Genomic DNA, 13,280 nt, shown 5'->3' with positions numbered 1-13,280 from the left:
TCCTGGAACAACATCCGCGACTTCGCCGAGGAGATGCGCGGTGACCTGGCGGACCCGATCACGCCGCTGCTGGCCACCGGCGCTGCGGCCAGCGCCCTGCTCGGTTCCCCGCTGGACGCCGTCCTGGTCGGCAGCGTGCTGCTGGTCAACGCCGCCCTGTCGGCCGAGCAGCAGCTGCACGCCGAGCGCACGCTGAATCGCCTACTGGCCGTGCAGGATCCGCCGGCGCGACGCCGGGTCGGCGCGCTGGACGCGCAGCGCCGCGAGAAGGTGCCGACCAAGCGGCTGCGGCCGGGCGACATCATCGAAGTACACGCCGACGAGGTGGTCCCCGCGGACGCCCGGCTGTTGCACGCCTCGAACGTGGAGGTCGACGAGTCGACGCTGACCGGCGAATCGCTGCCGGTGTCCAAGCAGACCGAGCCCACGCCCGGCGCGCCGCTGGCCGAACGGACCTGCATGCTCTACGCCGGCACCACGGTGGTCGCGGGCACGGCGGTGGCCGTGGTCACCGCCGTGGGATCGCGGTCGGAGATGCGCAGGGCGCTGGCCGCAGCGCCGGTGGCCAGCAGCGGCGTGATCGGGTCCGCCAGGTCACCGCGCATCTCCTCGGCGAAGTCGCGGATGTTGTTCCAGGACGCCGCGGTCGCGTCGTGCAGGACGCGAAGCGGGGGCACCCGCTGCCACCGCGCGGGAATGTCCTCGCGGTCCTCGTCGACCGGGCGGGGCAGCAGCCGCTGCACCTCGGTGACCGGCAACGCGTGCCAGTCGTGGGCGGTTTCGGGTTCGGGCAGCGGGTCCCGCAGGGTCTTCACGGCCGCCCGGTAGCCGAACCACAGGCTGGCGACCATGCCGACATTGACCGACGCCGAACTGCGGCCTGGCACACCGGGAATCAGCATCAGCGCGCCGATCGCGGAGGCCGAGGCCGACAACCGGACCGCGCCCTCGGTGGCGGCGCGCGCGGCGGGCAGCGCGTGCAACATGCGCCAGGCGCCGGCCAGGTCCTTCGCGACCACGTCGGCGGCCCAGGGCGCGGGATGCCCGGGCCGCAGCACCCCGATGGTCACGTCGGACCGGTGCGCCCCCCGCATGCCCGAGGTGGTCAGCAGCGCCACGGTGTGCCCGGCGGCCTTCAGTTCGGCGACGGCCGCCGCGACCGCGTGGTCGATCGATCCGTCCGCGGGGTAGAGCTGATCGAAACCCTGTGCCAGGGAACGCAATCCGTCGTCATCGAGGGAATAGACCCGCGGCTGGGAGCGCCGCGCCTCGGTGAGCACCGCCGCCGCGAACGGATCGCGGACCGGGCTGATCAGGGCCTCGCCGACGTCGCCGGCTCCCGGAATGTCGGCCAGCTGATGCCATCCCGGCTTCATGCCGTCGCTGTCGAGCGCGGCCCGGACCGCCGCCCAAGCGTGTGCGCGTGCCGAATTCTCCACGCCCAGAACGCGACTGACCGTGAGCTCGTCGGTGTACAGGGCTCGAGGGTCGACCATGATCGCGTCAATCCGGTCGAGGGACCGCAACACGCCCGGACGCAGCACCAGCGCGTCGTGGCGGCTGGTCAGGCCGAGGTTCATCGTGCAGCCGAACGCTTCCCGCACGGTCCGCAACGGTTTGGGGACCGCGGCCAGCGCGGCGGCGCCCGCCGCGTCGGGGTTGCGGGTGAGCAGGCCGACCGCGGCGGCGGCGCCGATGCCGGCCAGTCCGGCGCGGTTGGCGTAGCGTTCCGCGGGCCCGTCGGGCGGCGACGGGTTGCCGACGGGGGTCGCGGCCGCGTCGTCGGGCACCGGTTGGCCGGCCAACTCGGGTTCGTGTCGACTCCACGCCAGCCTGCCGTTCCACGCCTCGGCGGCCAGCATGGTGCGGGTGGCGGCCTCGGCGGCCGCCGCCGTCGGCGACAGCGTGAGCGCCGCGGTGGTGGCGTTGACGATGCCGAACAGCACGTCGGTGCCCTCGGGCCCCAGGCGCCGCTCCAACTCGCGGCGCAGCCGCGGCAGATGGTCGGCCACCGTCGGCGGCACGGCCACCAGGTCGGGCAGCCGGGGCAGCCGCAGCAGGCTGCCCGTCAGGGACAGGCCGAAGCCGACCGAGGCGGCCGTCGCCGCCACCATCCGGCCCATCAGCAGCGCGTCGTCGCCCGGCAGGCTGGCCGGGTTCGCCCGCGCGGCGCGAGCTCGGCGGGGCCGTTCCGCGCCGGCGACGGCCCGGCACAGCTCGGCCGTCGAGGGACCGTCGTCCGCCACGGTCACCACCAGGCGCGCCAGGGCGGGGTTGAGGTGGGCCCGCTCGACGCCGGGCAGCGCCCGGACCGCCGCCAGGACCGCCGCCGCGATGTCCGCGGCGCGCTCACCCTCCAGCCCGCGCACCTCGATCCAGCGCCTCGGTCCGTTGGCGCTGACGCGCCGGGCGCGCGGCCCGCCCGCCGCCTCCAGCACCGCACCCGCCGCGGCGCGGGTGAGCCCCGGGACATCCGGCGTCGCGCGCACCAGCGACCTGCCCATGCTCGTCGCGACGTTGCCGCCCAACAAGGCGGCGCCGGCGGCGATCTCGGCGCTGAGGGCGGCGACGCGCAACGGCGCCGTCAGCAGTCCCAGTCCAGGGAGGCCGCGTCGTGTGCTCACCGTGTTCTCTCGGCTCGGATGGATGGTCCTCGATATGGTGACAGCGGCAGGTTAACCGGCGGTGGCGCGGGCGGGAGGAGTCATTCAGGCTCTTTTCGGGTGCCTTTCGTCCCTTGCGAAAAGCGCTCGCATTGGCCACCGTTGCGCTATGCGAACCGCTTACCACCACCAGCTCGAAGAGTTGAGCGTCCAGCTCGGCGAGATGTGCGGCCTGGCCAACGAAGCCATGAGGCGCGCTACCAGGGCATTGTTGGAGGCGGACTTGGACGCCGCCGAACGGGTCATCCGCGAGCACGACCAAATGGTGGTGATGCGGGGCCGCGCGGAGCGAGAAGCGTTCGCGTTACTGGCACTACAACAACCGGTTGCCGGAGAGTTACGGGCGATCTTCAGCGCCGTCCAGATCATCGCCGACATCGAACGGATGGACGCGCTGGCGGTGCACGTCGCCAAGATCGCCCGGCGTGAACACCCGAATCGGGCACTGCCCGACAAAGTCCGCGCGTGTTTCGCCGAGATGGCCGAGGTGGCAATCGCGTTGGGCGACAACGCGAAACAAGTATTGATATCCCACGATCCGGAACAGGCCGCGCGGCTTCGCGAACAAGACGACGCGATGGACGAGCTCTACCGGCAGCTGTTCAGCGTGCTGCTGGACCAGAACTGGACGGACAACATCCCCGCCGCCGTGGACGCCGCGCTGCTGGGCCGCTTCTACGAACGCTTCGCCGACCATGCCGTGGAAGTCGGGCGCCGCGTCATCTTCATGGTCAGCGGCGACCTGCCCGAGCAAGACGAGATCTCCACCTACTGACACGGCGGCGGCTGGGCCGGGCTGAGAAGATAGCGTCGTGCAGGGCAACATCCAGGGCCGCGTGTGGCGCCACGGTAAGCCACAGGACGACTTCACCTTTGACGACATCTCGGAGTACCTCCGCGAACCCGACACCCTGGTGTGGGTGGACCTGTGCGCCCCCGACCACGACGCGCTGTGTGGCCTGGCCGCCGAACTCGGCCTCAACACCTGGGCCGTCGAAGACGCCGTCGCGGCCGCCGAGCGGGTCAAGGCCACCGCCTACGAGACGCACACCTTCTTCACGGTCTATGCGGTCGAGGTGGCGGCGGAGGCCGCCGACGAGCCGGGGCGAATGCTGTCCACGCACCGGATTTCGGCGTTCGTGCTGCCCCGCGGCCTGATCACCGTGCGCCTGACGCCGGACTTCGACATCGCCGCGGTCACCCGGCGATGGGAGGAGATCGGCGCCCAGCAGTACGGGGTGGGCGCGCTGGTGCACGGCCTGCTCGACGTCGTGGTGGACAGTCATTTCGCGGCGGTGGAGGCCCTGGACGACTGCGTCGAATCCATCGAGGACGAGCTGTTCGACGGCAGGCCGCGCCAGGCCAGCTTTCAGCGCCGGACATTCCAGATGCGCCGCGACCTGGTGGGGCTGCGGCGGGTGGCGCTCCCGATGCGGGAGGTGGTCAACTCGATCCAGCACCACCGGCACGAGGTGGGGACCGCCCCGGAACTGGACCCGCTGTACGCCGACCTGTACGACCACGTGCTGCGCGTGTCGGAATGGACGGAATCGTTGCGGGACATGGTCACAACGATTTTCGAGACCAACCTGTCGCTGCAGGACGCGCGGCTGAACACCATCATGAAGAAGCTGACCGGATGGGCGGCCATCATCGCGGTGCCGACGGCCATCACGGGGTTCTACGGCCAGAACGTGCCGTACCCGGGATTCGGTCACCTCGCCGGGTTCATCGCCAGCACCAGCCTGATATTCGTTCTGATGGGCGTGATCTACCTGATGTTCAAACGCAGGGATTGGCTATGACGACAGAGGTGTTACCGGGTCCCGCGGCCCCGACCACGACGTCGGTCGCGGCGGCCCCGGTCGACGAGGTGCTGCGCTCACTGGACAGCTCGGCGGCGGGACTGTCGAGCGCGGAAGCCGCTGCCCGGCTGACGCGGTACGGCCCCAACGCGGTGCGGACCCATCGCGTCAATCCCCTTGCGGTGCTTGGCCGTCAGCTGCGCAACGCGGTTCTCATCCTGCTGGCCGGCACCGCGGTCGTCTCGTACTTCCTGGGCGACAGCATGCAGGCGGTCATCATCGGCATCATCCTGGTCGCCAGCATCGGCCTGGGTTTCATCAACGAGTACCGCGCCGAGCGGGCGGCCGCAGACCTGCACGCGAGCGTGCACCACAACGCCGTGGTGCGCCGCGACGGGGAGTTCGTCACGCTCGCCGTCACCGCGCTGGTACCGGGCGACGTGATCCGGCTGGCGCTGGGGGAGGCGGTGCCGGCCGACGTCCGGCTGATCGAGGTCAGCGGCTTGGAATGCAACGAGAGCATTCTGACCGGGGAGTCGACCGGCTCCGAGAAGTCGCCCGAGCCCGTGCCCCCCGGAACCGACCTGGCCGACGCGGCCGACCTGGCGTTCATGGGCACCATCGTCAGCGCCGGCGAGGGCACCGGGGTGGTGTACGCCACCGGGAGGAACGCCGAATTCGGCCGCATCGCAGCGGGTTTGGACGAGCGTCAGCCGGAAACCGGCTTCCAGGTGGGCCTGCGCCGGTTCTCCTATCTGCTGCTGCAGGTGGCCGTTGCGCTGATGGTGGTCATCTTGATCAGCAACCTGCTGTTGGCGAAGCCGATCATCGACTCGGTGCTGTTCTCGCTGGCGATCGCCGTCGGCATCACGCCGCAGCTGCTGCCCGCCGTCGTCAGCACCGGCCTGGCCACCGGGTCGCGGCAACTGGCCAAGGCCAAGGTGCTCGTCAAGCGGCTGGTGTGCATCGAGGACCTCGGCGACATCGACATCCTGATCACCGACAAGACCGGAACCCTGACGGAAGGCCGGCTGCGGATGGTCGAATCGGTCGACCCCGCCGGTGCGCACAGCGACCCGGTCCGCCGGCTGGGGCTGCTGGCCACCGATGTGGACCCGAAAACCGGTGGCGCCAGCGCCAATCCGCTCGACGCCGCGCTTTGGGAGTCGCCGCAGGCGCACGACTTGGTGGCCGGCGCCGGGCGGGTTGCGTTGCTGCCGTTCGACCACGAACGCCGGGCGACGTCGGTGCTGGTCGACGACGGCGGAACCCGGCTGCTGGTGGTCAAGGGCGCGCCCGAGCAGGTGCTGGCCCAATGCCGGGGCACCGCGGCGGCGGCAGAGGAAACCCTAGCGGCGTTGTTCGCCGCCGGGCGCAGGGTGGTGGCCGTGGCCACCAAACCGGCGCCGGGTTTGACCGCGATCACCCGCGCGGACGAGTGCGACCTGTCGCTCGCGGGCTTCCTGGTCTTCGCCGATGAGCCCAAATCCGCCGCGCGGCAATCACTCTCGAAACTGGCCGACCTGGGTATCGAGCTGAAGATCGCCACCGGGGACAACCCCCGTGTCGCCGAAAAGGTCTGCGGCGACTTGGGTCTGGCGTCCAAGGGCACCATCACCGGCGCACAACTGGACGCGCTGGACGACGACGCGTTCGCCGGTGTCGCGCAGGACCACACCATCTTCGCGCGCATCTCCCCGGAGCAGAAGGCGCGGCTGATCACCGCGCTGCGCCGCAAGGGGCGGTCGGTCGGCTTCCTGGGCGACGGCGTCAACGACGCGCTGGCCCTGCACGCCGCCGACGTCGGGATCTCCGTCGACAGCGCCACCGACGTGGCCAAGGACGCGGCCGATGTGGTGTTGCTGGAAAAGGATCTCGGGGTGCTGGCCACCGGGGTGGCCGAGGGCCGGCGCATCTTCGCCAACACCATCAAATACGTGCTGATGGGCACGTCGAGCAATTTCGGAAACATGTTCAGCGCGGCGGCCGCGTCGGCGCTGTTGCCGTTCCTGCCGATGCTGCCCAGCCAGATCCTGCTGAACAACCTGCTCTACGACACCTCGCAGCTGGCGATCCCTTCCGACCGGGTCGACGCCGCGCAACTGCAGGCGCCGTCGCACTGGAACGTCGCGTTCATCCGCCGGTTCATGTTGATCTTCGGCCCGATCAGTTCGCTGTTCGACTTCCTGACGTTCGGCCTGATGCTGGGCGTGCTGCACGCCGGCGCGGTCGAGTTCCGCACCGGCTGGTTCGTGGAATCGCTCGCGACGCAGACGCTGATCATCTTCGTGATCCGCACCCGCATGGTGCCGTTCTTCCGCAGCCGGCCCAGCGCGCTGCTGGCCGTCACCAGCATCACCGTGGTCGCCGTCGGCGCCGGGCTGACGATTTCACCGCTGGCGCGGACCCTGGGCTTCACGCCGCTGCCGTGGCAGTTCTTCGCCGTGCTGGGGATGTTCGTGATCTGTTATCTGGTGCTGGTGGAGCTGGCCAAGATGCTTTTCTACAGCGAGCCGATTCACCTTGTCGGACAACCGCATCGCACCCGGGGCAGCGCGTATCGCATCCGCAGGCGCGCCGCGCGCTACCACCATTACGCCGTGCGGCGGACGCGGAGAACGAACTGAACCTCAGACCTCAGTGATGGATCTGCACCGTGGGCTGGTCCGCAAGGCCGTGCTGGATGCCCCGGTTGATCTTGTCCGTAAGGGCGGCGCTGTCGGTGGGCGACGTCTCCTCGCAACTGCAGCTGAGTGTGTTGAAGGGGCTGGGGTCGGCGTTGGCGGCGGCTGCCGTCCATCCCGCAGCCCCGAGCGTGAGTGCAACGCCGACCAAAAGTCTAGGAATCATTTGGCCTTCGAGTTCTCAGGAATTGTTTCCGAATTAAAATTTTACCCGCGCGTTTGTCACGAGCCTGTCAACTGGCTGTTAACTTTCAGGCCTGGGCGCCGTACTTCGGGCAGTACGCCCGGATGCTCACGCCCACGAAGTAGCCGGCGTGGTAGCCGTCGAGGTGGCTGTTGGTCATGACGTCGTTTGCCACCTGTTGCGGCGCTTCACCGGAGTCGAGTTGCTGGCAAACCAGATGCCCGGAACGGATCGCCGTTTCGGGCGATTCGTAGTTGATGCCCTTGGCGGTCAGCGCGGCGAGGAACGCGTCATCGGCGGCGCTGGCGTGGGCGGCCGGGGTCGCGCCGAGCACATCCAGCAGTCCGGCCGCGGGGACCACGCCGGCAGCCATCAGCAACAGCAGAAGGCTGGGGTTGCGTATCTGGGTCCTCGTCATTTCTGATACTCCCGTGACATCGAAGTGCCGTTGCTCGCCGACAGCGGGGGCTGCCCGAATATTCCCACGTTGCGGTGCCGCTTGGTGCAGGATCAATCATATTGCGATCATCGCCACACCCAGAGCACGGTTTGCTCCGCCATTGGCGTTGCCGGGATTCTGACGACATGCCGTACGTGCGTTTGTTGGCTGTGGTGCTGGTCGCGCTGTGCTTGGTGGGCTGTGGCGAGCGGCATGTGTCGGCGGCCAGCGCTCGGGACGCGTCCGGGACGTTCCGGTCCGGCGGCATGGACCGAACCTACCTGTTGCACGTGCCGCCTGGCAGCCCGGTCGGCCTGGTCCTGAGCCTGCACGGCGGCGGTGGCACCGGCAACGGGCAACGGGGACTGACCGGGTTCGACTCCGTCGCCGACGCCCACAACCTGCTGGTGGTCTACCCCGACGGTTACGACAAGAGCTGGGCTGACGGCCGCGGGGCGTCGCCGGCCGATCGCCGGCACATCGACGATGTCGGCTTCCTGGTGGGGCTGGTGGGCAAGCTGCAGAACGACTACGGCATCGCCCCGGGGCACATTTTCGTCACCGGGATGTCTAATGGCGGATTCATGTCCAACCGGCTGGCGTGCGACCGCGCCGACGTGTTTGCCGCCGCCGCGCCCGTCGCGGGCACGCTGGGCGTGGGCGTGGCGTGCAAGCCGTCGCGGCCCGTGTCGGTGTGGGAGGCCCACGGCACCGCCGACCCGCTGGTGCCGTTCAAGGGCGGGGTGGTGCGCGGTCGCGGCGGGGTCAGCCACGCCATCTCCGCCGACAGCATGGTGAGCACGTGGCGGTCCGCCGATCGCTGCCAGGGCGACCCGTCCGTCCAGGCGCTGCCCAACGTGGGGGACGGGACCGTCGTGCGCCGCTTCGACTCCACGGCCTGCGCGGCGTCGACCGAGGTGATCTTCTACCAGATCGACAGCGGCGGGCACACGTGGCCCGGCGGCAGGCAATACCTGCCCAAAGCGATCATCGGGCCGACCACCCGCGCGCTCGACGGCTCGGAGGCCATCGCGCAGTTCTTTCTGGCGCACGCGCGGGGCTAGTGGCGATCGCGAGCGCGGTGTGGCCGGGCGCTGCGGGTCGCCACCATGGGGCTCGTGGCGATCGCGAGCGCGGTGTGGCCGGGCGCTGCGGGTCAGCGCTGGCAGGACGGGCACCAGTAGGTGACCCGGTCCCCGGAGCCGTCGTAGGAGATGGGGGTGCCGCAGCGACGGCAGCCCTGCCCGGCGCGCCCGTACACCCACAGCTGCCGGCCGGACCGGGTGTCGCCGGTGGTGCAGCGGCTCCACCGCAACCGGTTGAGCCACAACATGTCGCGGGCGCGTGAGACCAGCCGGTGCGGGTCGCCCACCGCGCTCACCGGCGCGGTGGGCAGGTGCCCGCTGACGAAACACAATTCGTTGGCATAGACGTTGCCGATCCCGGCCAGGACGCGCTGGTCCAGCAGCGCCTCGGCGAGCGGGCGGTCCGGGTGCGCGGCCAGGTTGGCGGCGGCCAACCCGGCGTCCCAGTCCTCGCCGAGGAGGTCTGGACCCAGGTGCGCGACGGCGTCCTCGTCGCGATCGCGTTCCAGGATCTCCAGCACGCCGAGGTCCACGCCGACGGCGCGGACGGTTCCGGCTTCCAGGACGATGCGCGCACGGTGGTCGACGCGCACCGGCCGCTCGCCGACCCGCCAGCTGCCGTCCATCTTCAGGTGCGAGTGGATGCTCGCCCGGCCGACCCGGATGAACAGGTGCTTGCCGCGGCTGAGCACCTCGTCGACCGCCTGCCCGGTGAGGTCGACCGTCGCGTACCGCGGGACGCGGACGTCGCAGCGGGTCAGTGTGCGCCCGGCCAAGTGCTGGCGCAGGACGGCGGCGGTGTGCCAGACGGTGTCTCCCTCGGGCATGGCTAGCGCGGCCTCACCGGAGCCGGAGTCCGCGCGGCGTCCGGGCGAACCCGGCGTCCGGCAGCGCCTCGGCCACCGGGCTCGGCCCGCCCGCTTGTGGCTGCAGCGCCGGCGCCCCGTCGATGCGCTCGACCAGGATCGACGCAACGCGCCGGGAGGCGACCAGGTCGGCCAGCGCCGCAGCCGCCGCCGCGTGGGCCGCGGGGTCGTCGGTGAACGTCAGCAGGGACCGCCCGCCGCGCTCCAGGAACCAGCCCAGGTGGCCGTCGACCAGCACGACGAGCGCGCCGGCCTTGCGGCCCGGCCGGCCCCCCTCGCCGCCCGACGCGGGCCACGGCAGCGCGGCGCCGTAGGGGTTGGCCGGGTCGGCGGCGGCCAGCACGATCGCCCGGTATTCGGGTCGCTCGGGGTCGATGCCGTCGCTGTAACTGCGCAGCCGGTCGACGGTCGACGCGACCGCGAACTGCGCGCCGCCCAACGACTCGACGAAGTAGCCGCGCTGGCATCGGCCGGCCTCCTCGAAGGTGCTCAGCACCTTGTAGAGCATGGCGAACCCGCCGCCGATCCCCTCGGCCGCCACCGCACCCTTGGTCAGCACGCCATGGCGGCCCAGCAGCAGCTCCGCCTGGTAGTGGGCGCGCACCGTGGAATCGGGCTCCGGAGCCGGCAGGGCCGACCACCGGCCGGCGACCGTCGGATCGGCCGGGCGCGATTGCGCGTGCGCGACGCTGTATCGGCTCAGCCGCGGCGGCCGGTGCGACCGGTGCGCGGGTGCCGCGCGTTTGCGGCTGCCCACCCCGCCGAGCACGGCGCGCACCGGCGCGAACGTGTCACCGGTGACCCAGCCCGCCCAGATCAGCTCCCACAGCGCGGCTTTCAGCTCCGAGTCGGGCAACCCGCTTTGGGCGAGCTGGCGAAAGAAGTACGCACCCCCGCCGGCCAGCGTGTCCAGGATCGCGCGGTGCGCGTCGGTGAGGTCGATCTCGGCGGGCCCGGCCAGGGTCAGCGGCGCGGAATCGCTCACATGCAGCGCGACCCAGCCGTCGCTGGCCGAGATCGACCCGGCGCCCGACCAGGTCACCTCCCCGGTGGCGAGCAGCTCGTCGAGCATCGCGGGGGAGTAGTCGCGCACCCGCGGACCGAGCACCAGCGGCTCGATCGCCGAGGCCGGCATCCGAACCCCGGCCAGCTGGTCGATCACGGACATCAGGCCGTCCAGCCCCGAATTCTGGGCGGGCACCCGGTGCCAGGCCGGCAGGAACCGCCCGTACGCGGCGGTGCTCACCGGCTCCACCTGCGCGCGCAGCGCGGCCAGCGAGCGGCGCCGCAAGACGCGCAACACCTCGGCGTCGCACCACTGTTCGCTGCCGGACGCGCTGGGGGTGGCGGCGACGAAGTCGCCGCGCACCAGGCGCCCGTCGGCGGCCAGCCGGCCCAGCACGTCGGCCGTCACCCGCAGGCCCAGCCCGAACCGGGCCGCAACATCCGCCGTGGTGAACGGGGTGTGCGTGCGCGCATAGCGGCCGAGCAGCTCGCCCAGTGGGTCGGCCACCGCCTCGGTGAACGCGGCCGGCACCCCCAGCGGAACCGGCGCCCCGACCCCGTCGCGCAGCCGGCCGATGTCCTCGATGGCCACCCACCAGCTGCGGCCGGCGAACGACACCGTCAGCGCCCGCCGCGCACCCAGCAGGCCCTCCAGCCAGCCGCCCACCTCGGCGCCGCCGGTGCGGGCGGCGATCTCGTCCTCGGTCATCGGGCCCAGCAGCCGCAGCAGGTCCGCGACGCCTTCGGCGTCGCGCGCGGCCCGGTCCTCGGCCAGGTGCTGCAACTGGCGGCCGGTCGCGGCGATGACGTCTGGGTCGAGCAGCTCGCGCAGCTCTACGCGGCCCAGCAGCTCGGCCAGCAGCGTGCTGTCCAGCGACAGCGCCGCGGCCCGGCGCTCGGCCAGTGGGGTGTCGCCCTCGTACATGAATGCGCCGACGTAACCGAACAACAGGGACGCCGCAAACGGGGAGGGGCGGTCGGTCGCGACCTCGGCAACCCGCACCTTGCGCTGGGCGATGCCGGCCATCAGTGACGTCAGGGCGGGAACGTCGTAGACGTCCTGCAGGCATTCGCGGACGGTCTCCAGGACGACCGGGAAGTCGGGGTATTTGCGGGCCACGTCCAGCAATTGGGCGGCCCGCTGGCGCTGGTGCCACAGCGGCGATCGCTTGCCCGGATGCCGGCGCGGCAACAGCAGCGCGCGGGCCGCGCACTCCCGGAACCGCGACGCGAACAGCGCCGAACCGCCCACCTCGGCCGTGACGATCGGGTCGATCTCGTCGGCGTCGAAGACGAAGAGGTCGGCGCCGGGCGGGTTGTCGCCGTTGTCAGACAACATGTCCGGCAACCGCACCACGATGCCGTCGTCAGAGGCGGTCGGCTTCTCGTCCAGGCCGTAGCGTTCCCGCAGCCGGCGGCCCACCGCCAGCGCCAGCGGGCCGTTCACCCGCAGCCCGTACGGCGAGTGCAGGATCACCCGCCAGTCGCCCAGCTCGTCGCGGAACCGCTCGACCAGCAAGGTGGTGTCGGTGGGCACCACCCCGGCCGCGGTGCGCTGCTCGTCCAGCAGCGCCCACATGTTGTCGGTCGCGTAAGCGTCGAAACCCAGGCCGGCGCACCGGGCGTCGAAGGCGTCGCGGTCCAGTCCCGCCAGCTCGCCGGTGAACGCGCCCAGCGCGGCGCCCAGCTCCGCCGGACGGCCCGCGTCGTCGCCGCGCCAGAACGGCAACCGGGCCGGCTGGCCCGGCGCGGGAATCACCAGCACCCGGTCGTGGGTGATCTCGGTGATCCGCCAGCTGGTGGCGCCCAGCGAGATGACGTCACCGGGCCGGGACTCGTACACCATCTCCTCGTCCAGTTCGCCCACCCGCGACGGCTTCTCCGCCTCGCTGGCGAGGTAGACCGTGAACATGCCGCGATCGGGGATGGCGCCGCCGGAGGTGACGGCCAGCCGCTGCGCGCCGGGCCGCGCGGTCAGCGTGCCGGTGTCGCGGTCGTAGACCAGCCGGGGCCGCAGCTCGGCGAACTCGGTGGACGGGTACTTGCCCGACAGCAGGTCGAGGGTGGCCTCGTACACGCTGCGGGGCAGCGTCACGAACGGGGCGCTGCGGCGCACCGTGTCGAACCACCGGTCGGCGTCCAGCGGCTCCAGCGCCGCCGCCGCGACCGTCTGCTGCGCGAGGATGTCGAGCGGGTTGGCCGGCACCCGCATCGTCTCGATCTCGCCGGACAGCATCCGCTGCACCGTCACCGCGCAGCCGATCAGATCCGTGCGGTGCTTGGGGAACAGCGCGCCCTGGGACACCTCGCCGACCTGGTGGCCGGCCCGCCCGATGCGTTGCAGGCCGCTGGCCACCGACGGCGGCGCCTCGACCTGGATCACCAGGTCGACCGCGCCCATGTCGATGCCGAGCTCCAGGCTCGACGTCGCGACCACGGCCTTGAGCAGGCCGCGCTTGAGGTCCTCTTCGACCAGGGCGCGCTGTTCCTTGCTGACCGAGCCGTGGTGGGCGCGCGCCAACAGCGGCTCGGCGCCGTAGGTCTGGCCG

General features: G+C 71.3%; 9 protein-coding genes and 1 pseudogene. 5 read left to right on the top strand and 5 right to left on the bottom strand.

What is annotated here, in order from left to right; all coding sequences use genetic code 11:
- Positions 1-561 (top strand): annotated as a pseudogene (locus tag A5691_RS27230) (cation-translocating P-type ATPase); the annotation flags it as partial.
- Here A5691_RS27230 and A5691_RS09705 read toward each other — a convergent pair.
- On the bottom strand, positions 465-2,624 hold the full coding sequence (locus tag A5691_RS09705) for a hypothetical protein (protein WP_231980986.1): 2,160 nt from the start codon (positions 2,622-2,624) through the stop codon (positions 465-467). The pseudogene A5691_RS27230 and the gene A5691_RS09705 sit on opposite strands and share 97 nt — an antisense overlap.
- 148 nt (positions 2,625-2,772) lie before the next feature.
- Between A5691_RS09705 and phoU the strand changes: the two genes are divergently transcribed.
- Genes phoU through mgtA form a run of 3 tightly spaced genes read left to right on the top strand, consistent with a single transcriptional unit; the run spans position 2,773 to position 7,095 of the window.
- The gene (gene phoU / locus A5691_RS09700; protein WP_067752769.1) at positions 2,773-3,438 is read left to right on the top strand and encodes a phosphate signaling complex protein PhoU; all 666 of its coding nucleotides are present in this window, start codon (positions 2,773-2,775) and stop codon (positions 3,436-3,438) included.
- Between the two features lie 37 nt (positions 3,439-3,475).
- Positions 3,476-4,468 (top strand): magnesium transporter CorA family protein, encoded by a 993-nt coding sequence (locus A5691_RS09695; RefSeq protein ID WP_068016631.1) that lies wholly within the window; start codon positions 3,476-3,478, stop codon positions 4,466-4,468.
- Entirely contained in the window at positions 4,465-7,095 is a 2,631-nt protein-coding gene (gene mgtA / locus A5691_RS09690) for a magnesium-translocating P-type ATPase (RefSeq protein WP_068016628.1), read from the top strand. The genes A5691_RS09695 and mgtA overlap by 4 nt, the downstream gene beginning before the upstream one ends.
- Positions 7,096-7,105: 10 nt before the next feature.
- On the opposite strand, the gene A5691_RS09685 is transcribed toward mgtA, so the two are convergent.
- Positions 7,106-7,303: a hypothetical protein gene (locus A5691_RS09685; protein WP_231969195.1), complete on the bottom strand. Its 198-nt coding sequence runs from the start codon at positions 7,301-7,303 to the stop codon at positions 7,106-7,108.
- A 100-nt stretch (positions 7,304-7,403) separates the two neighbouring features.
- Positions 7,404-7,754 carry a DUF732 domain-containing protein gene (locus tag A5691_RS09680; protein ID WP_067752758.1) on the bottom strand — a complete coding sequence of 117 codons (351 nt, stop codon included), beginning with the start codon at positions 7,752-7,754 and terminating at the stop codon, positions 7,404-7,406.
- Positions 7,755-7,921: 167 nt separating this feature from the next.
- On the opposite strand from A5691_RS09680, the gene A5691_RS09675 reads away from it, so the two are divergent.
- Positions 7,922-8,839, top strand: a complete 918-nt coding sequence (locus A5691_RS09675) for a PHB depolymerase family esterase (protein ID WP_067752755.1) — start codon at positions 7,922-7,924, stop codon at positions 8,837-8,839.
- 92 nt (positions 8,840-8,931) lie between these two features.
- Here the strand turns inward: A5691_RS09675 and nei2 are convergent, their stop codons facing one another.
- Positions 8,932-9,687 (bottom strand): endonuclease VIII Nei2, encoded by a 756-nt coding sequence (nei2, locus tag A5691_RS09670; protein ID WP_068016626.1) that lies wholly within the window; start codon positions 9,685-9,687, stop codon positions 8,932-8,934.
- A 13-nt stretch (positions 9,688-9,700) separates the two neighbouring features.
- Positions 9,701-13,280, bottom strand: a 3,580-nt coding sequence (locus A5691_RS09665; protein WP_068266546.1) for a helicase-related protein, incomplete at its 5' end; no start/stop codon positions are given.

Origin of the sequence: Mycobacterium sp. E183 (assembly GCF_001667735.1) — a bacterium.
Lineage (GTDB): Bacteria > Actinomycetota > Actinomycetes > Mycobacteriales > Mycobacteriaceae > Mycobacterium.
The sequence above is the reverse complement of the archived record's forward strand: the minus strand, read 5'-3'. Positions and strand labels throughout refer to the sequence as shown.

Bases quoted from the DNA above. Each gene is read 5' to 3' on its own strand.
- phoU (WP_067752769.1), top strand. From the start codon at position 2,773: ATGCGAACCGCTTACCACCACCAGCTCGAAGAGTTGAGCGTCCAGCTC.
- mgtA (WP_068016628.1), top strand. From the start codon at position 4,465: ATGACGACAGAGGTGTTACCGGGTCCCGCGGCCCCGACCACGACGTCG.
- A5691_RS09680 (WP_067752758.1), bottom strand. From the start codon at position 7,754: ATGACGAGGACCCAGATACGCAACCCCAGCCTTCTGCTGTTGCTGATG.
- A5691_RS09675 (WP_067752755.1), top strand. From the start codon at position 7,922: ATGCCGTACGTGCGTTTGTTGGCTGTGGTGCTGGTCGCGCTGTGCTTG.
- nei2 (WP_068016626.1), bottom strand. From the start codon at position 9,687: ATGCCCGAGGGAGACACCGTCTGGCACACCGCCGCCGTCCTGCGCCAG.